At 66.7% G+C, this 19,783-nt stretch carries 22 protein-coding genes and 1 pseudogene; 11 read left to right on the forward strand and 12 right to left on the reverse strand.

From position 1 onward, the window contains the following. Positions 1–4 precede the first annotated feature (4 nt). The gene (locus tag G3N64_RS14265; protein ID WP_205784529.1) at positions 5–427 is read left to right on the forward strand and encodes a hypothetical protein; all 423 of its coding nucleotides are present in this window, start codon (positions 5–7) and stop codon (positions 425–427) included. Beyond that, on the forward strand, positions 427–1,692 hold the full coding sequence (locus G3N64_RS14270; RefSeq protein WP_205784571.1) for a hypothetical protein: 1,266 nt from the start codon (positions 427–429) through the stop codon (positions 1,690–1,692). The genes G3N64_RS14265 and G3N64_RS14270 overlap by 1 nt, the downstream gene beginning before the upstream one ends. A 90-nt stretch (positions 1,693–1,782) precedes the next feature. Here the strand turns inward: G3N64_RS14270 and G3N64_RS14275 are convergent, their stop codons facing one another. Further along, positions 1,783–2,493, reverse strand: coding sequence for a YceH family protein (locus G3N64_RS14275; RefSeq protein ID WP_205784530.1), 711 nt, complete (start codon positions 2,491–2,493; stop codon positions 1,783–1,785). Between the two features lie 401 nt (positions 2,494–2,894). Here G3N64_RS14275 and G3N64_RS14280 point away from each other — a divergent pair, with 401 nt between their 5' ends. Then, the gene (locus G3N64_RS14280) at positions 2,895–3,656 is read left to right on the forward strand and encodes an SDR family oxidoreductase (RefSeq protein ID WP_205784531.1); all 762 of its coding nucleotides are present in this window, start codon (positions 2,895–2,897) and stop codon (positions 3,654–3,656) included. A gap of 29 nt (positions 3,657–3,685) precedes the next feature. Here G3N64_RS14280 and G3N64_RS14285 read toward each other — a convergent pair whose 3' ends face one another. The 3 genes from G3N64_RS14285 to G3N64_RS14295 are packed head-to-tail and all read right to left on the reverse strand — an operon-like array spanning position 3,686 to position 6,119. After that, positions 3,686–4,393: an MOSC domain-containing protein gene (locus G3N64_RS14285; protein WP_205784532.1), complete on the reverse strand. Its 708-nt coding sequence runs from the start codon at positions 4,391–4,393 to the stop codon at positions 3,686–3,688. Beyond that, positions 4,390–5,286, reverse strand: a complete 897-nt coding sequence (locus G3N64_RS14290) for a dihydrodipicolinate synthase family protein (RefSeq protein WP_205784533.1) — start codon at positions 5,284–5,286, stop codon at positions 4,390–4,392. Before G3N64_RS14290 ends, G3N64_RS14285 begins: the two co-directional genes overlap by 4 nt. Before the next feature lie 50 nt (positions 5,287–5,336). Further along, positions 5,337–6,119 (reverse strand): aldolase, encoded by a 783-nt coding sequence (locus G3N64_RS14295; RefSeq protein ID WP_205784534.1) that lies wholly within the window; start codon positions 6,117–6,119, stop codon positions 5,337–5,339. 134 nt (positions 6,120–6,253) lie between these two features. Here G3N64_RS14295 and G3N64_RS14300 point away from each other — a divergent pair, with 134 nt between their 5' ends. Together G3N64_RS14300 and hutC are read left to right on the forward strand one after the other, a co-directional pair. Further along, positions 6,254–6,796 (forward strand): XRE family transcriptional regulator, encoded by a 543-nt coding sequence (locus tag G3N64_RS14300; RefSeq protein ID WP_205784535.1) that lies wholly within the window; start codon positions 6,254–6,256, stop codon positions 6,794–6,796. Between the two features lie 30 nt (positions 6,797–6,826). Beyond that, a complete protein-coding gene (gene hutC / locus G3N64_RS14305; RefSeq protein ID WP_205784536.1) occupies positions 6,827–7,564 on the forward strand; it encodes a histidine utilization repressor in 738 nt (245 codons plus the stop codon). Between the two features lie 81 nt (positions 7,565–7,645). On the opposite strand, the gene G3N64_RS14310 is transcribed toward hutC, so the two are convergent. Further along, on the reverse strand, positions 7,646–8,494 hold the full coding sequence (locus G3N64_RS14310; protein ID WP_205784537.1) for a phytanoyl-CoA dioxygenase family protein: 849 nt from the start codon (positions 8,492–8,494) through the stop codon (positions 7,646–7,648). A gap of 31 nt (positions 8,495–8,525) precedes the next feature. Next, positions 8,526–9,329 carry an ABC transporter substrate-binding protein gene (locus tag G3N64_RS14315; RefSeq protein ID WP_205784538.1) on the reverse strand — a complete coding sequence of 268 codons (804 nt, stop codon included), beginning with the start codon at positions 9,327–9,329 and terminating at the stop codon, positions 8,526–8,528. A gap of 467 nt (positions 9,330–9,796) precedes the next feature. Between G3N64_RS14315 and G3N64_RS14320 the strand changes: the two genes are divergently transcribed. The 3 genes and pseudogenes from G3N64_RS14320 to G3N64_RS40400 all read left to right on the forward strand — a co-directional run. Continuing rightward, positions 9,797–10,276 (forward strand): helix-turn-helix domain-containing protein, encoded by a 480-nt coding sequence (locus G3N64_RS14320; RefSeq protein ID WP_205784539.1) that lies wholly within the window; start codon positions 9,797–9,799, stop codon positions 10,274–10,276. Continuing rightward, the gene (locus G3N64_RS40395) at positions 10,273–10,479 is read left to right on the forward strand and encodes a nucleotidyl transferase AbiEii/AbiGii toxin family protein (protein ID WP_346778815.1); all 207 of its coding nucleotides are present in this window, start codon (positions 10,273–10,275) and stop codon (positions 10,477–10,479) included. The genes G3N64_RS14320 and G3N64_RS40395 overlap by 4 nt, the downstream gene beginning before the upstream one ends. Positions 10,480–10,625: 146 nt before the next feature. Then, a pseudogene (locus G3N64_RS40400) lies at positions 10,626–10,781 on the forward strand (nucleotidyl transferase AbiEii/AbiGii toxin family protein); the annotation flags it as partial. A 183-nt stretch (positions 10,782–10,964) separates the two neighbouring features. Here the strand turns inward: G3N64_RS40400 and G3N64_RS14330 are convergent. Continuing rightward, a complete protein-coding gene (locus G3N64_RS14330; RefSeq protein ID WP_205784572.1) occupies positions 10,965–11,342 on the reverse strand; it encodes an ankyrin repeat domain-containing protein in 378 nt (125 codons plus the stop codon). A 190-nt stretch (positions 11,343–11,532) separates the two neighbouring features. Between G3N64_RS14330 and G3N64_RS14335 the strand changes: the two genes are divergently transcribed. Further along, positions 11,533–12,393, forward strand: coding sequence for a LysR family transcriptional regulator (locus tag G3N64_RS14335; protein WP_205784540.1), 861 nt, complete (start codon positions 11,533–11,535; stop codon positions 12,391–12,393). An 89-nt stretch (positions 12,394–12,482) separates the two neighbouring features. On the opposite strand, the gene G3N64_RS14340 is transcribed toward G3N64_RS14335, so the two are convergent. The 3 genes from G3N64_RS14340 to G3N64_RS14350 form a co-directional block, all read right to left on the reverse strand. Further along, positions 12,483–12,956, reverse strand: coding sequence for a nuclear transport factor 2 family protein (locus G3N64_RS14340; RefSeq protein ID WP_205784541.1), 474 nt, complete (start codon positions 12,954–12,956; stop codon positions 12,483–12,485). A gap of 67 nt (positions 12,957–13,023) precedes the next feature. Continuing rightward, complete coding sequence (locus tag G3N64_RS14345) at positions 13,024–14,208, reverse strand: amidohydrolase family protein (RefSeq protein ID WP_205784542.1); 1,185 nt, start codon at positions 14,206–14,208, stop codon at positions 13,024–13,026. 76 nt (positions 14,209–14,284) lie between these two features. Then, the gene (locus G3N64_RS14350) at positions 14,285–15,493 is read right to left on the reverse strand and encodes an amidohydrolase family protein (RefSeq protein WP_205784543.1); all 1,209 of its coding nucleotides are present in this window, start codon (positions 15,491–15,493) and stop codon (positions 14,285–14,287) included. A 465-nt stretch (positions 15,494–15,958) separates the two neighbouring features. Here G3N64_RS14350 and G3N64_RS14355 point away from each other — a divergent pair, with 465 nt between their 5' ends. Next, positions 15,959–16,576 carry a glycine zipper 2TM domain-containing protein gene (locus tag G3N64_RS14355; RefSeq protein WP_205784544.1) on the forward strand — a complete coding sequence of 206 codons (618 nt, stop codon included), beginning with the start codon at positions 15,959–15,961 and terminating at the stop codon, positions 16,574–16,576. 262 nt (positions 16,577–16,838) lie between these two features. Here G3N64_RS14355 and G3N64_RS14360 read toward each other — a convergent pair whose 3' ends face one another. Both G3N64_RS14360 and G3N64_RS14365 read right to left on the reverse strand, forming a co-directional pair. Continuing rightward, on the reverse strand, positions 16,839–18,098 hold the full coding sequence (locus G3N64_RS14360; RefSeq protein ID WP_205784545.1) for a type II toxin-antitoxin system HipA family toxin: 1,260 nt from the start codon (positions 18,096–18,098) through the stop codon (positions 16,839–16,841). Next, positions 18,091–18,405, reverse strand: coding sequence for a helix-turn-helix transcriptional regulator (locus tag G3N64_RS14365; RefSeq protein WP_346778816.1), 315 nt, complete (start codon positions 18,403–18,405; stop codon positions 18,091–18,093). Before G3N64_RS14365 ends, G3N64_RS14360 begins: the two co-directional genes overlap by 8 nt. A gap of 619 nt (positions 18,406–19,024) precedes the next feature. Between G3N64_RS14365 and G3N64_RS14370 the strand changes: the two genes are divergently transcribed. Then, positions 19,025–19,534, forward strand: coding sequence for a GNAT family N-acetyltransferase (locus tag G3N64_RS14370; protein WP_205784547.1), 510 nt, complete (start codon positions 19,025–19,027; stop codon positions 19,532–19,534). Positions 19,535–19,783: the final 249 nt, after the last annotated feature.

The raw sequence follows: 19,783 nt of genomic DNA on the forward strand, positions 1-19,783 counted from the left end.
CATCATGAAAAAAACCTTCACCGCTCTACTGCTCTGCGCGTCGCTACCCGCGTTCGCCAAGGTCTCCACCGAGGTGTACTGCTTCAAATCGGACGGCGACAAACCCGTCCGCTTCGAGATGCGCACCTACTACGACGACACTGTCGATTGGTCGGGAGCTATGGTCCGGTATGCGAAAGCGAAAGCAGCGCTGCCGCTGGTGGTCGAGCACGTGGACGAGGAAGTGCTCGCCGAGGGCCGCCCGCACCAGTTCACGACGACCTGGGTCGAGATGGTAGACGGCAGGATCAATGGGCGTTACGAGATGATGTCGCAGGGCGCGATGATCTATTCGATGACCTATACCAGCGCGCGCACCGGCAAGCAGACCGCGTTCGGCCGTGCGCTGGACGTCGATGCCTCCGAACAAACCGGGTGCCGCTGGTGATGCGCCCGCTGATCCGGATCACGTGGGTGCTGGTCGCGCTGCATGCGGGCATCGCGAATGCAGCGCCGCGCACGGTCTACGAAGGCACGCTGCAAGGCGCCGGCGCCGTCGTGATGGAACTCGACGATCGCCCGGCCGCCGATGGTTCGATCTCGGGCCGCTACTTCTATGCGCAGCACGGTGTCGATATTCCGCTGCACGGCACGCCCGCGAAACTGGTCGAGCCGCTCGTGAGAACGCAGTTGCCGGACGATGCGCGTAGTCCATTGGGAGTCCGCGAGCAGGCCGATTTCGATCATGCCGCGGCCACCTGGCAGGGCACGCGGGACAAGGCCGGCTATCGCGGCCGCTGGACCGATGCGCGTTCCGGCAAGACACGCGCGTTCGCGTTGCGCCGCGTCGCCGGATACGACCCCGACGCAGTCGCGCCCGGCTCCGTCGAGGCGATCACCGATCGCATCGCCGGTGGCGTCGGCAGCGGCATCGCAAGCGGCGCGGCCATCGATATGCGGCAGGCGCCTTATGCAACGCTGAAGCTCGCCGGGCACGCGCAGCCGGCCGGCCCCGAGATCGGAAGCGGGACCGTCGCGTACCGGATGTGGCGCGATCCGCGCACGAAGCTCATGTATCCGCGTCTGAGCCGCCATCCCGATCCGGCGATCATGGCACGGGTCAATCGCCTGCTCGAGCAGCAACATTGGCAGATGAATCTCGCCGCACTCGCATGCGCGTCGACCCGCTACACCGACGACGGGCCGGCCGCCGGTTCGCTCGGCGACTACGACGATGAACACGTGACGGTCACGTGGCTGTCGCCTGCGGTACTCGGCATCGTCGAATCGGGCAGTACGTACTGTGGTGGCGCCCATCCGAACAATCACTACGATCCGGTCACGTTCGACCTGCTGCGTGGTACGTACCTCGACTGGAATCGCGTGATCGACGCGACTTCGCCAAGCAAGGAGGGCGCGCCGGACACGAGCCCCGCGCTGGTGAGTTTCATTACGCGGTTGCGCGACAAGGCCACACAGGGTGAACGAGTGACGGACGGCGAAGGCGATTCGCTGTCGTGCGCCGACGTGCTCCCCGAATATCTGGCGTTCGAACTCGATGCACCCGGCAAGCTGTCATTCGCCGTATCCGGCATCGGGCACGCGATGGGCGCCTGTCTCGGGCCGCAACTCGACGCTTCGTTTGCGGCGCTGGCACCGATCCTGAAACCGGGCGGTTCGCGTTATCTTGTACCGGGCGTCAAGCTGAAGTAGCGCAGCGATGCGGGCGGTATCCGCATCGCTCCCCGGCCCGGCCGCACGGCGGTGGAGCCGGGCGACGCGCACGCACCGCAATCGCCTGGGTCAGGACGCGTCGCCTTGCGCGTCGACGTCGATGCCCAGTTCGCTGGCCATCCGTTGAACCAGCGCATTCAGCCGCGCCACTTCATCCGCGAGGCGTTTCTGTTCGGCCTTCAGCGCTTCGAATTCGGAAGGCGGCACCGAATCCGCGCCGCCGCCGGCATCCGCGCTCGCGAAGTCGGCCATGTTCACTTCACCGCACATCAGGTGCATCCAGCGATTCTCGCGCGCACCCGGTGCACGCGGCAACCGGACGACGAGCGGCTGCGCGCGCGCCGCGAGTTCGTCGAGGAACGCCTCGACCGACGAGATATCGGCGAAGCCGTGCAGGCGCGCGCTGTTCAGGCGCAGTTCGGCGGCCGTCTGCGGGCCGCGCAGCAGCAGGATCGTCAGCAGCGCGATCGCCTGGCTCGGAATGCCGAGCACGCGGTTCATGTTGTGCTCGAAACGCGGCACGCGGCTGCTGCTGCCTTCCATCACGATGCTCAGGTGCTTCAGCCCGTCGAGCGCGGTCGTGACCTCATCCTCGCTGACGTTCATCACCGGCGAGCGCGCGGTTTTCTGGTTGCAGCCCGCGGTCAGCGCATTCAGCGACAGCGGATAGGTGTCCGGCACCGTGTGCTGTTTCTCGACGAGCACACCGATAATGCGGGCCTCGAGGGGCGTGAGTTCGCGAAGGGCGCGTGGCGTGGGCGTATCCGGCGTGGTGTTCATGGTGGCGTCGCAGCGTGAAGCAGGTGAAGGGAAACGATCGCGGCCCGTCCGGCGTCTCGCACGGGCGAGCCATATGATAGCTCGCGTTGCGTGGCCGGGCGCCGCGCGGCGTGCCGGCGCGCGCACTTGCCGCAGCCGGCTTTCATCCAACGTATCGGCAAGCGGGTGCCGCGCGGCGTGGGATACGCATGGCACAGCAGATTCCGCGTCCGCCCACACGGCTGCGTTTGCACGCCGCGCATGCGGGCGCTACGATATGCGTCACCCCGACGTCTGCGGCGCCGCGCAACCGCCTTCGCACGCAATACCACGCATCGCCCGTCACGCACGCCATGCCGCCACGCATGCGCACCGCTCGTCGACGCCACTCATCCGTCCACCCCTTCGCCCCGTTCATCGCCATGACCTCATCCTCCGCACCGCACGTACGCGCCATCGTCACCGGACACACGCGCGGCCTCGGGGCGTCGCTCGCCGAACAACTGCTGCTGGAAGGCATCGCCGTGCTCGGCGTGTCGCGCAGCCGCCATCCGACGCTCGCGTCGCAAGCCGGCGACCGTTTCGCCGAAATCGAACTCGACCTGTCGGACACGTCGGCCGTCGCGGCCTGGCTGGCCGGCGATACGCTGCGCCGCTTCGTCGACGGCGCGTCGATCGTGCTGCTGTTCAACAACGCGGGCATCGTCGATCCGATCGGCCCGCTCGCCGCGCAGGATCCGGCGATCGTCGCGCGCGCGGTCGGCGTGAACGTCGCGGCACCGTTGATGCTGTCGGCCGCGCTCGCGCAGGCGGCGTCCGCCACGACCGAATGCCGGATCCTGCACGTGTCGAGCGGCGCGGCACGCAACGCGTACGCGGGCTGGAGCGTCTACTGCGCGACCAAGGCCGCGCTCGATCACCATGCGCGCGCGGTCGCGCTCGACGCGAACCGCGCGCTGCGGATCTGCAGCGTCGCGCCGGGCGTCGTCGATACGGGCATGCAGGCGACGATCCGCTCGACCAACGAAGACAACTTCCCGATGCGCGAGAAATTCGACCAACTGAAGTCGAGCGGCGCGCTCGCGACGCCCGAGGCGGCCGCGCGACAGCTGATCGGCTATGCGCTGAGCGATGCATTCGGTTCGGCGCCAACGGCCGACGTGCGGGAACTGCCGAGCCACTGAGCCACTGAGTCACGCGGCCGCGCGGCCCGTCAACGTCCTTCGAGCCGCTTCGTCCAGTCTTCGACCTGCCGCTCCGTCCGGCGCTTTTCGAGCATCTTGCGCCAGCCGGGCGGCAGTATCGGAACGTCGCACAGCGCATCGAGCGCAGTCATGTCGAGCGTGCGCCGGTACAGCACGTCGAGCACGGTCGACAGCGGCCATTGCGGATAGCGGCGCTCATGCAGCGCCAGCACGTCGCCCGGCGCCACCCAGCCTTCCTGCAGCACACGGTAGTACCAGCCGGTCCGGCCGCTTTGCTGCACGAGCGCGGCCATCCGCGGATGATCGAAACGTGCGTTGAGCTTCCAGCACGGCTGCCGCGACTGCGACACCTGAAGCACGGCGCCGCCCAGCGTGAACTCATCGCCGAGACACACGTCGTGCTCGGTCACGCCGTGCGTCGACAGGTTCTCGCCAAACGCGCCCGGTTGTGCGAGCACGTCGCGCGCGCCGATCTGCGCGGCCCACCACGCATAGTGATCGTACGCATAGTGGTGGACCGCCTTGTCGATGCCTCCGTGATGCCGCGCATCGGCCTGCTCGTCGCCGGCGAAGCCGAGCGTACCCAGCCACACGCGCGCACCGACCGGCTGCTTGTCGATCGCACTGGCGTGCGGCGTGCCGGCCAGCGGCCGGCTCTTACCGACCCGCACCGCGCCGATGGCGGCCGAAATCGCCGGCCATGCTGCATCGCTCATGTCGTCACGCCGTCCGGCAACGCCGCGAGCAGGCGTTCGAGCTCGCGCGTACGCGCGTCGCCGAGCGGCATCAGCGGCTTCCTCGGTTCGCCCGCATCGAAGCCGCGCAGGCGCAGCCCGGCCTTCACGGTCACCGGCAACCCGCCGTTGACGATGAACTGCAGCAGCGGCAGCTGCGCATGAAAGACCGTCCTGGCGCGCGCGAGGTCGCCCGCGCGCATCGCGTCGAACAGCGCCAGCGGCAACGCCGCATTCAGGTTCGGCGCGGCCGTGCACCACCCCGCCGCGCCTGCCGCGAGCGCGGCGAGCGCCATCGGATTGCTGCCGTTGTAGAACGGGATCGCGCCGTCGCTCAGCTGCGCCAGCCGGTGCATTCGCCCGATGTCGCCGGTGCTCTCCTTCACCATCGTCACGTTGTCGACGGCCCGGCAGATCGTCGCGATCAGGTCGGGCGACATGTCGACGCCGCTCGTTGCGGGATTGTTGTACAGCATGATCGGGATGCCGATGGCGTCGCCGATCGCGCGATAGTGCGCGACGATCTCGTCGTTGCCGAGCTTCCAGTAGGACACCGGCAGCACCATCACCGCATCGGCGCCGGCCTGTTCGGCGAAGCGTGCGCGGCGCACCGCGCCCGCCGTGGTGAGATCGGAAATGCCGACGACGGTCGGCACGCGCCGGCGCACCGTGCGGATCGACGCGGCGGCGACGGCCTCCCATTCGGCGTCGCACAGGTACGCGCTCTCGCCGGTACTGCCCAGCGGCGCGATCGCATGGACGCCGTCGGCAATCAGGCGTTCGATCAGCGCATCGAGCGCGCTCAGGTCAATATCGCCGTCGGCGGAGAACGGCGTAACCGGGTAGGCAATGATGCCTTTCAGCAGGATGGACACGATAGGGTTTCCTCAGTGATGGTCGGACACGGCAGCGACGAATCGCCCGCTCATCCGACGCAGTCTTGGTGCGTACGCAATGCCCTGCGCGCGTAGTAGTCGAACGTCACGGCATCGCGCTTCGGCTTCGAAATCCAGTCGTGCGCTTCGCGCGCCAGCGCGGGCGGCACCGGCTTGATCTCGCCGGCCGCCATCGCAAGCAGCTGCAACTTCGCAGCCCGCTCGATCAGCAGCGCGAGAATGCACGCTTCCTCGATCGTCTTGCCGACCACGAGCTGGCCGTGATGCGACAGCAGGATCGCGCGCTTGCTGCCGAGCGCCTTCGAGATGATCTCGCCCTCCTCGTTGCCGACCGGCACGCCGGGCCAGTCCTTCAGGAACGCGCAATCGTCGTACAGCGGGCAGGTATCCATGTGCGACACCACGAGCGGCTGCTCGAGCATCGACAGCGCCGCGACATGCGCCGGATGCGTATGGATGATGCAGTTCACGTCCGGGCGCTCGCGGTAGATCCACGTATGGAACCGGTTGGCCGGATTCGGGATGCCCTCGCCGTCGACGACGTCGAGATCCTCGTTGACGCGCAGCAGGTTCGCGGCCGAGATCTCGTCGAAACCGAGCCCGAGCCGCTGCGTGTAGTACGTGCCGGCGTCGCCCGCACGGCAGGTGATCTGCCCGGCCAGGCCCGAATCGTGACCGGCGTCGAACAGGATCCGGCACGTGAGCGCGAGCTTCTGCCGCGCGGACCAGCCGCTGTCGCCCACCTCGTTGTCGAGACGCCGCTCCGCCAGCGCGACCAGCGCCTCCTTCGTCAGACTCAGCGTTTCCGCCATGTTCGCCTCCTGAATGGATCGGGTCGGCCGCGCCGTCCGCGGCCGTTTCCCCGGAGAGTCGAGACACACGATACACCATATGACACATTGTGTCATGCGTTACAATCGGTTTTTCGAAGGACACCTGGCGCCCCATGACGATTCGCCTGAAGCTGCTCAGAAAACAGAAGGGCTGGACGCTCGATGTGCTGGCCGACGAGACGGGCCTCACCAAGAGCTACCTGTCGAAAGTCGAGCGCGGCCTGAGCGTGCCGTCGATCGCGGTTGCGCTGAAGCTGTCGAAGGCACTGAACGTCGACGTCGAGCAGTTGTTCTCGGAAAGCCGCAACCGCGAGCTGATCACGGTCACGCGCGCCGGCGAGCGCACGGCGATGGGCGCGGCGGGCGACAGCCACGCGCACCGCTTCGAGAGCATCGCGGCCGGCGTCGCGCCGAAGAAGATGCTGCCGTTCGTCGTGCATCCGCCGCACGAGTTCGTCGCATCGACGTTCCGTGAGCACGAGGGTGAGGAATTCCTGTTCGTGCACAAGGGGCGTGTCGAAATCGAATTTCCGAACGAGACGGTGCAACTCAAGACCGGCGATTCAGTCTATTTCAACGCACTCATCCCGCACCGCACGCGCAGCCTCGGCGCCGCGCAGGCGGAGATCCTGGTCGTCGTCAGTCACGACGACTAGCATCGTCACCTCTTCGCGCAAGGATCCCCGATGGTCACGAAGGCCACCGCACCGTTCCAGCAGATCAAGACGCTCGTTCGCCAGAACGTCGAATCGGGCGACTGGCGCCCCGGGGACCGCATTCCATCCGAGCTCGATCTCGCCGCGCAGTTCGGCGTCGCGCGCATGACGGTCAACCGCGCGCTGCGCGAGCTGACCGAGGAAGGCGTGCTGAAGCGCATCGCGGGCGTCGGCACCTTCGTCGCCGAAGTGAAGCCGCAGTCGAACCTGCTGATGATCGCGCACATCCGCGACGAAATCCGTGCACGCGGGCACGAATACCGCTGCCGCGTGCTGAGCCAGTCGAGCGAACCCGCGTCGTTCGACGTCGCGGCCGCGTTCGGCCTGCCGGTCAATACGCCGGTTTTTCACGTGGTGTGCGTGCACGAGGAAAACGGCCGCCCGATCCAGCTCGAGGATCGCTACGTGAACCCGGCCGCCGCGCCCGGTTTCATCGACCGGGATTTCCAGGTCGAACCGCCGTCCGAATACCTGTACAACAACGTGTCGCACTACGAACTGGAGATCGAGCACGTGGTCGATGCGTCGCTGCCGACCGGCGAACAGGCGCGGCTGCTCGACATGCGCGCGGACGAGCCATGCCTCACGCTCACGCGCCGCACCTGGACGAACGGGCTGCCCGTCACGTTCGTGCACTTCCTGCATCCGGGCAACCGCTACCGGCTCGGCTCGCGCTTCAAGCCGGGCGCCGGACGCCACCCGACCTGAATCTTCGTTACACCCGGCGCATGAACGAGCAAGGCGGCCGCTTCGCCACGAAACGGCCGCCTTGCTCGTTACATTCGGCTGTCAGATTGCGCCGGCCTGCCCCGTGCCGCGCGACCACACGACCGGAAACAGCGGGTGATCGAGCGGCGCGCCGTCGGGCAGTTGCGCCGCGAGCCCGGGGAAATCGGGCGACGTCTTCCAGCGGCGCGGCGCGTGACGGACATCGTCGCCGACGAACCGGATCGAGAACGCGCGCCGGCGGTTCTGCGTCCCGCCCGACGCGTGCAGCGTGAGCATCCGGAAGCACACCATGTCACCGGGCTCGAGCGCCCAGTGGCGGATCGGAAACGCCGCGCGATCGCCTTCGATGTCGGGCAAGTCGGCCAGGCTGCCTTCCGGAAACCACTTCGCTTCCTTGTCCATGAACGTGCGCGGCATCAGCCACGGCCCGCGATGCGAGCCCGCGACGAATTCCAGCGTCGATTCCAGCGGCACCGGATCGACCGGAATCCACATGCTGACGTTGTCGTCGCCCTCGATGTTGTAGTACGGCTGATCCTGGTGCCACGGCGTACGCTGCCGCGTGCCGGGCTCCTTCACGAGCAGGTGGTCGTGATGCAGCCGCACGTGCTCGGTGCCCATCAGCGCGGCGGCCACCGACGGCGCCGGCGAGCGCACGATGAAGTCGCGATACGCGTCGTTGTGCTGCCAGTTGCAGAAATCCTCGAAGAACCAGCCCGGATCGTCGGGCCGGCTCGCGACTTTCGCGCGCGCGCTCGGCTGCGCGAGATTCGTGTCGATGCCGGCGCGCAGCGCGGCGACTTCGTCGGGCGAGAAGATGCCCTTGATGCAGACCGCCCCTTCCTCGCGGAACGCGGCGATCAGTTCGGGCGTCACGGCTTGCGCGACGCGATCCTGGATACTCGTCATGGTGTGCCTGTCGATGGAATGAGTGACGGGGTCACGGTGCCGAAGTCAGCTGCTGCTTCGCGCCGTAGATGTCGAAGTCGAAATATTTCGCGGCGATCTTCTGGTACGTGCCGTTCGCGCGGATCGCGACGATCGCGTCGTTCAGCCGCTTCTTCATCGCGTCGTCGCCCTTGCGCACGCCCATCGCGACGCCGTAGCCGGTGATCCGCACGTCGGTCACGTCGGGCCCCGCGAACGCGTAGCCCTTGCCGCGCGGCGTCTTCAGGAACGAGTAGCCGGCCTGCGTTTTGTCCTGGAAGGTCGCGTCGAGGCGGCCGTTGACGAGATCCTGGTACACCTGGTCCTGGTTCTGGTACGAGACGATCGTCACGCCCTTGGTCGCCCATTCGGCCTTCGCGTACGCCTCCTGCGTCGTGCCCTGGTCGATCCCGACGCGCTTGCCCGCGAGCGACGCGGCGGTCGGCAGCAGCGTCGAGCCGGCCGGCGCGACGAGCGCACCCGGCGACGCATACAGCTTGTTCGAGAAGTCGATCTGCTTGAGCCGCTCGTCGGTGGCCGTCATCGCCGACATGATCACGTCGAACTTGCGCGCGCGCAGCGCCGGGATCATTCCGTCGAAGCCCTGCTCGACCCACACGCACTTCGCATGCAGCTGCTCGCAGATCGCATTGCGCAGGTCGATGTCGAAGCCGGCGAGCGAGCCGTCGGGCTGCTTCGCCTCGAACGGCGGATACGTGGGGTCGATGCCCCAGCGGATCGTCGACGCGTCCTGCGCGAACGACACGAGCGGGGCGAACGCCAGCGCGGTAACGAGAAGCTTTGCAGTGCGGTTCATGGCGGGTCCTTGAAGGTCTCGACGCGGCGGGCGAACGCCGGCGTCCGGTGGGGCGGTGCGCGAAAGGCAGGGACTTCGATGAAACTGCGATGCAGTCTAGACTGCCTAATTTTCGAGCGCAAGCGGGGGGAAACGGGGGCGGGGTGGAGGGAGGGCCAGCCGAGACTTGAATCGGGAAGGAAGAATGCAGTGGCGCCTGCAACGTGCCTGTTTGGCTGGGATTTTCTTGCATTCTTGGGGGGTTGACCCTGCGCGACGCACGCCCGCCACAGGGCGTGTTGTTCCGGATATCTGTGAGATGGCGATGTCTATACCGGGGACCCCAGCACGGTCTCGCCCAATGCTTGTCCAGCCGCGTGGCCGATGCACCCTATACAACGATGGAATTCCCCAAGGACGAAAACTCGCCCAAATATGTAAGATATACTTTACATCCGAGATCGCTATACCCGCGCCGGGAGGTCGCCATGCAACTCTATGAAATTGGCCAGGCTGTTGCGAAACGGCGGGCGGAACTCGACCTCACACAGGCTCAACTTGCGAAGCTCGCCGGCTTGTCTCGCCTCACCGTGAACCAGCTCGAATCGGGCAAGGTCAAGGATCTCGGCGTCAACAAGCTGATTCCGCTGCTCAGCGTGCTCGGCATTGAACTCCTGGCGCTACCGCGGCAGCCGCAAAACGGTCTCTACCAGGCCGTTGTGAGCTCAAACGTCAGCTACAAGGGTGAATTGACCGAACGACTGCTGGCCGACGCGTTGGCTACCGGACGGATTCCGACGGGCTATGAATCGCAGTTTTCCGTCATCCTCGACGAAGTGCCGCTGCCGGTGGTGGTGAAAGCCGCCGAGGAAGCAGCCGAGCGCTCAGGCACGCCCCTTCGGACCATCTGGAAAAACCTCGCCGCATGGTCGAAGGATCTTCATCTGTACCGGGAGGTATGGGCATGACTGCACCCTCCACCTTGCCCGACGGTCCGTGGCAAGGTCTCTTCCGTCACGCGCTGGCACTGATCGAAGAGATACGGAAGCACGGCACGTCGAATCCGTTCTGGACCTTTGGCGGTGGCACAGTCCTGATGCTGCGCCACGGCCATCGCGTCAGCAAGGATGTCGACATCTTCGTACCGATCCACAGTATCTCGGGTGCGTGAATCCACGCATCAGCGACACGGCAGCCGACATCGCGACGAACTACGAGGAACACGCGGGGTTCGTGAAGCTCGTGCTGCCCGACGGCGAAATCGACGTCGTGGTCTCCCGGAATCTGACGTCTCCCGGCTACGACGAATGGATGCTGATGGATCACGTCGTCAGGGTCGAGACTTCCGCGGAGATCGTCGCCAAGAAAATGTGGCACCGTGGCGATCGACCGACCGCGCGTGACCTGTTCGATCTGTGCCTGGTCATCGAGCGTGAACCAGAGAGCCTGATGGCAGCCGGTGCATTCCTCGTCCGGCATCGTGATACGTTTCTGCGTCTGCTCAAGGCGCATCGGGCGTTCGTACAGCCACGATTCGACGACCTCCGGACACTCGGCTGCACGCCGTCGTTCGACTGTTGCGTCGAACTGGCCGAAGCATTCCTGCGGAAACTTCCCGGCGGCACACCCGAACAAAAATCGCGCCGCAGGTGCCCCCTACCGCGCCCCCGCCGCCCCCAACACCCGCTCGTTCGCCCCGTACCCGCGCCGCCGCGCATGCTGCAGCGGCGTCGCACCGTTCGAATCGGCCAGATTGACGCTCGCGCGCCCGTCCACGAGCAGCTGCACGATCCGCATGTACCGCTCGCTGCCGTCGCCAAGCATGATCGCCTCCAGCAGCGCGGTCCAGCCGAGCCGGTTCGCATGGTCGACGTTCACGCTCGCATCGAGCAGCGTGCGCACTTCGCCCGCATCGCCGCGATCGGCCGCGCTGCGCAGCCGGCCCTCGAGCGCGCCGCCGGCGGCGGCGGCCACCGCCGACGTGAGCGTGGTCAACGCAAACGAGCCGATGATCGCGATCCGTTTGAAAAACATCCCGCTCCCTCCTTGCGTGCCGCGCACGCCGATGCGCGGCCGATGCCATGCGTCAGGCGCCCCCGTGGCGCCGCGCCGCGCAACGCCGCGCCGGGTCCGGCGAAACCGCGATTGCCCGCGGTGTCCGGCCATGTTAAAAGTCGTCGCACGCATTTGGAAATGAAATGTTCGAATCCACAGAAGTGCATAAATGAATAGACCCCTGTTCGACCTCGACCTGCTGCGCGCGCTCGTGATGGTCGCCGACTGCGGCAGCTTCACGACAGCGTCCGCGCGCCTGCATTCGACGCAGTCGACGATCAGCCAGAAGGTGCGCCGGCTCGAGGAAATCGCCGGCCACCGCCTGCTCGACCGCGGCACGCGCGACGTGCGGCCGACCGACGCGGGCGTGACGGTGCTCAGCTATGCGCGTCGCATGATCGCGCTGAACGACGAAATGCTGGAAGCGCTGTCGGGCGCCACGGTCGCGCTGACGATCCGCCTCGGCGTGCCCGACGATTTCGCGGCGGGCCGCACGACGCATGCGCTCGCGGCGTTCAAGCGCGCGCATCCGCAGGTGAAGCTCGAAGTGATGTGCGGGCTGAGCCGCGACATCAGCGCGGCATACGACCGTGGCGAGCTCGACCTCGCGCTGATCAAGCAGCGGCGCGACAGCCGCGAGGCCGTCGTGCGCTGGCCCGAGAAGCTGCGCTGGATCGACAGCGCGAAGCATCCGTCGATCGATCTCGACCCGGTGCCGATCGTCGTATTCCCGCCGCGCGGGCTCTATCGCGACGACATGATCAAGGCGATCGAGGAGCGCGGCCGCCGCTGGCGGATCAGCTTCACGACGTCGAGCCTGAGCGGCATCCAGGCCGCCGTGGCAGATGGGCTCGGCATCAGCGTGCTGCCGGCGCGCGTGGTGACGGACGAGCACGTCGTGCTGACCGCGAAGCAGGGCTTCGCGCCGATCGAGCACATGGATATCGCGATCCTGCATCGGCCGACGGCCGACCCGATGGTCAGCGAACTGACGAAGGCGCTCGCGACGATGCTGGAGCTCGAGGAGTAGCAAGAAGGCTGGATGCGGCGGCAACGTGAAGGACACCGCAGCGGCACCGGCACGGTCGTTGCGATGAGATTGCGGGCACCCGCCACCCGTCAGAACATCGTATTCCCGTTCGCGGCCTGCTCGGGCACGGGTTGATTGACGTCCCAGTGCTCGACGATCTTGCCGTTCTCGAGCCGGAAGATGTCCATGATCGCGCTGCCGCGCGTGCCGGGTTCACGCACCGCATGCACGTGCAGGATCACGTAGTCGCCGTCGACGAACGAGCGCCTGATCTCGCTGTGCGACTGCGGATATTTGTCGCGCAGGAACGCGACGAACTTGCGAAAGCCGTCGCGGCCGTCGGCCGCGTTCGGGTTGTGCTGCACGTAGCGATCGCCGACGTACGCGAGCGCGGCGTCCGCATCCTTCTCGTTCAGGCCTTTTTCGTAGAACGCGAGCACCGTCCGCCGGTTGGCTTCCTGCTGCGCGTCCGTGGGCCCCGCCGCCACCGCATGCGCGGCGCTCATGGCGAAGAGGGCCGCCGCCATCCATCGTGCGGCCTGTGCCGCTCTCGTGCGTCGCATCGTCGTCTCCCGGGAAGTCCGGCTGAAAACCGGATCATACCGGGGCGACGCGGCGCTCAGGCCTCACTCAAACCAGCGCGCCGTTACGCGCAACGATCTTCCCCGACGACACGACGAGCCGCCGCACCGGCCGCGCAACGACGGCCTCGGCGAATGTCAGCGCATCGACCAGCACGACGTCCGCGCGGCTGCCCGGCTGCAGCCCGTAACCGTCGAAGCCGCAACCGCGCGCCGCGCTGTGCGTCACGCAGTCGAGCGCGACTTCGAGCGCATCGTCGCGGCGGAAATCGTTGCGCATGCCGATCAGCATCGCGCGTTCGAGCATGTCGGGCGACCCGTACGGCGTCCACGTATCGCGCACGCCGTCGTTGCCGCCGATGACCGTCACGCCCGCCGCGCGGCACGCGGCCACCGGCGGCACGGGCACCGCCGCCGGCGCGGTCGTGACGAGCCCGACACCGAGTTCGGCCATCCGCGCGAGCAGCGCATCGCGCTCGCGTTCGGCGGCATCGCCGAGACAGAACCCGTGGCTGATCGTCACCTTGCCCTGCATGCCGTGCGCGGCCGTGCGCTGCAGGATCAGGTCGAGCGAGTACGCGCCCATCGATCCGCGCTCGTGCAGGTGAAGGTCGAGCCCGCGGCCGTGGCGTTCGGCGATCGCGAACAGCACGTCCACCGCCTCGACCGGATCGCCTTCGATCGCGCACGGGTCGAGCCCGCCGAGCAGATCGGCACCGGCGGCAAGGGCTTCGGACAGCAGTGCGTCGGTGCCCGGCCGCTTGAGCACGCCCGACTGCGGAAACGCGACGATCTGGATCTCGACCTGCCCGCGCAGCGTCTCGCGCGTCGCGAGCACGCCGTGCAGATGCCGCAGCCCGGCTTCGGTATCGATGTCGACGTGCGTGCGGATGCGCGTCGTGCCGGCCGCGAGGAACGCGCGCGCCAGCGCGAGCGACGCGATGCCCGCGTCATGACCGCTCGTCGCGCGATAGTGGCGCTCGTTCTCGATCCGGTCGACGAGGCGCGGCCCGACCTGGTTGCGATACCACGGCATCCCCCAGTGCGTCTTGTCGAGGTGCGTGTGGCCCTCGACGAGGCCGGACAGCGCGAGCGCGCCCGCGCCGTCCTCGATCGCGCAGCCGGCGGGCGCGTCGAGCGACGGGCCGACGCGCGCGATGCGATCGCCTTCGATCAGGATGTCGAGCGCAGCGTCGGCGCTCGGACGGACGTTGCGGATCAGCAGGTTCGTCATGTCGGTTCCGGTGGGGTCAGTGGGGTCGGTCGGCGCAATCAGTGCGAAGGGAGCACGGCGCGTGCCGTGCCGCCGGTCAGATCGGTCGGCGCGTGAAGCGCAGCGCGGGAGCGAACGGCGCGCCCGTGTCGCTTTCGCCGCGGCGGAACACCCAGCGCTCGGCCGGCACGCCCGCGACGGCCGCCGCCGCATTCGGCGCACGCACCGCGACGAACGTCGCCTCGCAGCCGACCGCGATTCCATAGTTGTCCTTGCCGATCACGCGCGCGCCGGCGTGCGTCGCCATGTCCAGCGCGATGCCGAGCGCTTCGTCGGTGTAGAAGCCCGACCGATAGCCGACCATCATCGCGCGTTGCAACATGTCGCCGTTGCCGTACGGCCACCATGCGTCGCGGATGTTGTCGTTGCCCGCGAACACGTGCACGCCCGCGTCGCGCAGCGGCTGTACCGGCGGAAACGCGCAGTCGCCCGGCGCATTCGTCAGGATCGACACGCCGGCTTCGGCCAGTGCCGCCGCGGTGCGTTGCACGTCGCCATCGCTCACCTGGCCGAGCGCGTACGCATGGCTCACGTTCACACGGCCGCCGAGCCCCGCCGCGCGCGTGCGCGCCGCGATCCGCAGCAGTTGCGCGATGCCCGTCTCACCCGGCTCGTGCAGGTGGATGTCGATCTTCGCGCCGCGCTTCTCGGCGATGCCGAACACGATGTCGAGCTGGCCGTCCGCATCGCCGTCGAGCGTCGTCGGGTCGATCCCGCCGACCACGTCCGCGCCTTCGCGCACGGCTGCATCGAGGATCTCGGCGGTACCCGGGCACGTGACGACGCCGGCCTGCGGGAACGCGACGAGTTCGATATCGACGATCCCGCGCCATTGCTCGCGCGCGGCCATCACGGCCTGCAGGTTCGACAGGCCCGTGGTCGCATCGACGTCGACGTGGCTGCGCATCGCGACCGTGCCGAATGCGGCGGCCTGCGCGATCAGTGCATTCGCGCGTTCGACGATCGGCGGCGCGGCCGCGAGCTGGCGCTTCTCGACCGCGAGCCGCTCGCGCAGCGTGCCGACCGGTTCGTGCGGCACCCAGCGATCGCCGACGAAGCTCTTGTCGAGGTGGATGTGGCCGTCGACGAAGCCGGGCAGCACGACGCGGCCGTCGAGGTCGATCGTTTCCGCGCCGGGCGCGGCGGCGCAATCGGCGCCGATCGCGGCAAAGCGGCCGTCACGGACGACGAGGTTGATGGGCTGGCCGCCGGCGTCGACGGCGTTGATGAAGATACGATCGGTCATGGCTCGGAATGTGGGGCGGTCGCGGCACGTCACCGGCGCGGACTGGGGAAGGAACCGCAGCCGGCGCGGCGCGACCGTTGGCAGGGAATCCGGCCACGATATCGAACGCCGTCGCCCGAGACCAATTAAATGTCGCGATGCCGCGCATTCGATTTCGCGATGCGCGGCGTGCGCGCCCGCCGAACCTGGCGCGGCGATGGGGCAGGATCGCGGTGAAGAACCGCGGAAAAACCGATGGCCGCGCAGCGTCGGCATCACCGGAAAGCGGGCGTCCGGCGGCCGTCTCGCGCCCTCGCCGGGCCTCGTTTCAGCGCCCCGCCCGGGCAGCGATTTACGCGGCAACAGACTTTACACGTTGTTACCCGGCCGCACCGGACGCGCCACCGGCCATTCCTTATACTCACGCCGAGTTCGCCACCCGTCCCGGCTTTCGTCGGCGAACCCGTTGCCGATGCAGGAATCATCATGATGCGCATGCCTTCCACGAAGACCGTTCTGTTCGCCTCGCTCGTCGCCGTCGCGGCGCTTCCGCTGACCGCCTGCGTCGCGCCGGGTTACTACGGCGCGCAGCCGGGGTATCCGCAGCAGCAGCAATACGCAACGCCCGGCTACGCGCAGCCCGCGTATTCGCAACCGGGCTACGTGCAGCAGCAACAGCCGTATCCGAACCAGGTGCCGCAACCGTATGACCAGTACGGCAACCAGCAGCAATACGGAAACCAGTACGGCAACGGCTACGGCACACAGTACGGCACGGTCTCGAACATCCAGCCGGTCAACGGCTCGGTCGGCCCGTCGGGCGTCGCCGGCACCGTCGTCGGTGCGCTGGTCGGCGGCCTGGTGGGCAACCAGTTCGGCCGCGGCCACGGCCGCGATGCGGCGACCGTGATCGGCGCGCTCGGCGGTGCGGTGGCCGGCAACCAGATCGGCCAGCAGATGGGTGCCTCGCAAGGCCCGAGCAGCTACCGGATCGACGTGCAGGTGAGCGACGGCACGATGCGCTCGTTCGACGTGCAGTCGCCGGGCAACCTGCGTCCGGGCGACCGCGTGCAGATCAACGGCAATCAGCTGGCGCGGTATTGATGCCGCGTGTGCGTAGTTCGCTCGCAGAGCCCGATGCGTGGCATCGGGCTCGTTTTGTTTCTCCCGCTCGTCGACGACCTTCGTCGCGTCGCGCGCATGGCCTGATCGATGCGCACCTGCGACGCATCGCGGCTTCGCGACCGCCTCGCCCGATCGTTCCGTCATCGCACAACGCCTTCGCTGCTCACGTGGCCGCGACAGCAAATCTTCCGATAATCAAGCGAATTCGCGAACCTGCCGCCGCCTCGGAAGCCTCGCGACTTCAGCGAAGCAGAGCGATGTTCTCATCGATTCGGCTTTGAATGGTGCGCAGCGTTTCTGCGGTGATCACATCCGGGTACCCATTCCTGGCCAGGGTCGCAAACTGGCTGGCCACGTTGCAAAACCGGTCGATGATGCCAGCGGCTGCCGCCGCTGAAACTTCGGCTTCCTCAGCAAGTCGGAGCACATCTGCTCTGCGGATCTCCAGGGCCGCCCCCATGACGTCCATCTGGTGGTACCCACCCGGCCCCTCGCAAAATGTGACGTCGTAGGCCGGCGCCAGCCTCCATTCACCGGAGGACGACATGATATAGGCGAAATTCTTGGGGTGATCATCCCGATTGTTGAACGCGATATTGAACACGGCTCGTTCGAACGCCAGCCCCTTCTCCCGGACATCATTGGTGCACATGTGTGTCGCGCGCAAGAAGTTCACGTAGTCCAAGGCCCCTGGGGTTTTGTAGTCGGCACCGGTAAACGCGGCAAGACTTTGCATGGGCACGCGCTGCTCGCCCTGTCGATCAAACCGTCTGGAGGCGAATGCCGCCATCCCGTTCGGTAAACTGAAATACGACGTATCCGGGGTCTCGATACCGCACAGGCGCAAGCATTCGGCATAAACCATTTCGATAGCGCAGACCTCCGGGTGTTCTTGCTGCGCCGGGAACTTGACGAGCCAGGCCTCAAAACCGGGCACTGCGGCAGTGGTAAGGGCGCCGGAGCGCGGATCACGATAGACCAGTGCTTTGGGTCGGGCGCCTTGCGGAGAGCCGCCTATCTGCAGTAACTGCTGAAGGAACGTCCCGCCTTCACCATTGAGGACTGCTTGCACCTCTGCCGCGAGCTGATCGAGGGGAATGTGGATCTGCGCCTCCTGAACCTCCGGCGCCACGGGCTCGAATGACATGGCCCCCATCGCATTGCCGCCAATGTAAGCCAGCCGCTCGAGCGGTCCGATGCGTGCCGCGTTGAGGCCTCGGCGCTTGAACAGACGATCCATCAGCAACATGCCCCAACCGTCGGGCAACGAGTCATAGACCGGCCCGGGCAGGCCAAGCTGATGGCGCGGGAAGTCGCGACGTAGCTTGGGCCCATTCAATGGCAGCGCGTAGGAAGAAAGCTCCAGCCCTCTCTTCTTTGCCTCATCGCTATACTCGAACACAATCAACGGGCGAGCCGTGATGGCTGTCGTGGAGACCATCGATCCCCACCGCCAATGTTCCCCCCAGCCATCGTAGTAAACGTCTACGCGCTCAATCATTTCTGGTTGCCCTCTTGGAACGCCGACGTTTGGCGCTTTTCTCGTACCGGAGAATGTCCTCGAGGCTATCCAGCTTCGGCAAGAAAAGCCCTTCGAGTTCCTTGCTTCGTCCAAGAACCATGGCCACACGGACTACCGTCTCGAGACTCACATTGCGCCCCGCTTCCAGGTTGGACACGGTATTGGCGCCGACGCCGGCGCGTGCGGCCACATCGGCTTGCGTCATCTGCAATGCCAGCCGCTCCGTGCGGAGTCGCTCGCAAAGCAGTTTGACGACTTCGCCAGGCTTGCTGAAGCTCAAATCCAACATATTGTGCCTTCCCGCTCGATAGGCCTCATAACTCACAACATTATAGAGTTAACTGCCACTCTCGCCCAAGACATTTAATTCTCGATTATTGTGTTTTATCTAGGCGATTTCGTATGATTCCCACAACTAAGGGGAATTAACGTTCGAGATCGTGATCACTCCCCAAATCGAGGGGCGCGCTCGAGAATCGAAGGGCTGCCCCGTCCCCACGCCGTCAGGACGATCCGGTGGATCTGGATATGGATCGGCGCTTCAATTCGTGTCGCTGATGCTTCGTCAACCCGCGTCTGTCGCCGCGCGATATTGCAGACATCCTGAAGCGCACCGCCCGCTTCCCCGCGGTCGCGCAAACCACACGCTCGTGTCGCGTGATTCCTCCCGGACGAGGCATCCTCGATGCACGGGCGGCGATCAACGCGGCGGCCGGTACGCGAATCGGCGGCGCATCGTAAGCCGCGCCCCGATCGCTCCGCCATCGCTTGTGGTATCCGCCGAGACGCGCGATGCCGCCAACCCGCTCACGCGGCCGCAGGATTCCGATTAGCATAGGCACGATGCGTCGCGCGCCCGATACGGCGTGCGTCGCCTCATGCAGCATTCCGCCGGAACGCCCCCAATGACGATCACGACCCGCCTGCTCGACGCGGCCGACGCCGCCCGTTTCCAGACCGTTCGCCTGCGCGCGATCGACACCGCGCCCACCTCATTCCTGCCGACGCTCGACGAAGAGTCGCAGGTGCCGGTCGACGAATTCGCGACGCGCATCACGCCGACCCACGAACGCGCCGTGTTCGGCGCGTTCGACGGCGATACGCTCGTCGGCATCACCGGCGTGCGCCGCGACGCGCGCGTGAAGATCTCGCACAAGGCGACCATCTGGGGCGTATTCGTCGAGCCCGCGTATCGCGGGCAAGGCATCGCGCAAACGCTGCTCGAAAGCGCGACCGCGCACGCGGCGCAGGCGTGGCAGTGCAAGCAGCTGATGCTGTGCGTGAACGAGGTCAACGCCACCGCGGAGCGGCTGTATGCGTCGCAAGGGTTCGTCCGGTTCGGCACGGAACCGCGCTCGATGTTCGTCGATGGGCGGTTCTACAACGAACATCACATGGTCAAGACCCTCGCGTAACGCGGTACGGCGGCGAACGGGCATCGTCAGACGCAGCCAGGCGCGTCCTTGTGCCCGCTTCGTCCGCACCCGACCCGACGCCAAAGATGTGAGCGCCCACGAACTTTCCATGCAATAAAGCGGGCCGGGCCGCCCCGCACCGGTTTATGCGCAAAAACTTTTAGAAAAAATATCTGCGCCTCGGCGCTGGCCAATGCTGTCGCGCCAACGCCAACCCGCCTCGGTCATTCCGCCTCTGTTCATCCCCCC

It is taken from the genome of Burkholderia sp. Ac-20344 (assembly GCF_017104975.1).
In the GTDB taxonomy this organism is placed as follows: Bacteria; Pseudomonadota; Gammaproteobacteria; order Burkholderiales; family Burkholderiaceae; genus Burkholderia.

What these genes read in the sequence shown, in the direction of transcription:
- G3N64_RS14265 (WP_205784529.1), top strand. Translation starts at nt 5, where the DNA reads ATGAAAAAAACCTTCACCGCTCTACTGCTCTGCGCGTCGCTACCCGCG.
- G3N64_RS14270 (WP_205784571.1), top strand. Translation starts at nt 427, where the DNA reads ATGCGCCCGCTGATCCGGATCACGTGGGTGCTGGTCGCGCTGCATGCG.
- G3N64_RS14275 (WP_205784530.1), bottom strand. Translation starts at nt 2,493, where the DNA reads ATGAACACCACGCCGGATACGCCCACGCCACGCGCCCTTCGCGAACTC.
- G3N64_RS14280 (WP_205784531.1), top strand. Translation starts at nt 2,895, where the DNA reads ATGACCTCATCCTCCGCACCGCACGTACGCGCCATCGTCACCGGACAC.
- G3N64_RS14285 (WP_205784532.1), bottom strand. Translation starts at nt 4,393, where the DNA reads ATGAGCGATGCAGCATGGCCGGCGATTTCGGCCGCCATCGGCGCGGTG.
- G3N64_RS14295 (WP_205784534.1), bottom strand. Translation starts at nt 6,119, where the DNA reads ATGGCGGAAACGCTGAGTCTGACGAAGGAGGCGCTGGTCGCGCTGGCG.
- G3N64_RS14300 (WP_205784535.1), top strand. Translation starts at nt 6,254, where the DNA reads ATGACGATTCGCCTGAAGCTGCTCAGAAAACAGAAGGGCTGGACGCTC.
- hutC (WP_205784536.1), top strand. Translation starts at nt 6,827, where the DNA reads ATGGTCACGAAGGCCACCGCACCGTTCCAGCAGATCAAGACGCTCGTT.
- G3N64_RS14310 (WP_205784537.1), bottom strand. Translation starts at nt 8,494, where the DNA reads ATGACGAGTATCCAGGATCGCGTCGCGCAAGCCGTGACGCCCGAACTG.
- G3N64_RS14315 (WP_205784538.1), bottom strand. Translation starts at nt 9,329, where the DNA reads ATGAACCGCACTGCAAAGCTTCTCGTTACCGCGCTGGCGTTCGCCCCG.
- G3N64_RS14320 (WP_205784539.1), top strand. Translation starts at nt 9,797, where the DNA reads ATGCAACTCTATGAAATTGGCCAGGCTGTTGCGAAACGGCGGGCGGAA.
- G3N64_RS40395 (WP_346778815.1), top strand. Translation starts at nt 10,273, where the DNA reads ATGACTGCACCCTCCACCTTGCCCGACGGTCCGTGGCAAGGTCTCTTC.
- G3N64_RS14330 (WP_205784572.1), bottom strand. Translation starts at nt 11,342, where the DNA reads ATGTTTTTCAAACGGATCGCGATCATCGGCTCGTTTGCGTTGACCACG.
- G3N64_RS14335 (WP_205784540.1), top strand. Translation starts at nt 11,533, where the DNA reads ATGAATAGACCCCTGTTCGACCTCGACCTGCTGCGCGCGCTCGTGATG.
- G3N64_RS14340 (WP_205784541.1), bottom strand. Translation starts at nt 12,956, where the DNA reads ATGCGACGCACGAGAGCGGCACAGGCCGCACGATGGATGGCGGCGGCC.
- G3N64_RS14345 (WP_205784542.1), bottom strand. Translation starts at nt 14,208, where the DNA reads ATGACGAACCTGCTGATCCGCAACGTCCGTCCGAGCGCCGACGCTGCG.
- G3N64_RS14350 (WP_205784543.1), bottom strand. Translation starts at nt 15,493, where the DNA reads ATGACCGATCGTATCTTCATCAACGCCGTCGACGCCGGCGGCCAGCCC.
- G3N64_RS14355 (WP_205784544.1), top strand. Translation starts at nt 15,959, where the DNA reads ATGATGCGCATGCCTTCCACGAAGACCGTTCTGTTCGCCTCGCTCGTC.
- G3N64_RS14360 (WP_205784545.1), bottom strand. Translation starts at nt 18,098, where the DNA reads ATGATTGAGCGCGTAGACGTTTACTACGATGGCTGGGGGGAACATTGG.
- G3N64_RS14370 (WP_205784547.1), top strand. Translation starts at nt 19,025, where the DNA reads ATGACGATCACGACCCGCCTGCTCGACGCGGCCGACGCCGCCCGTTTC.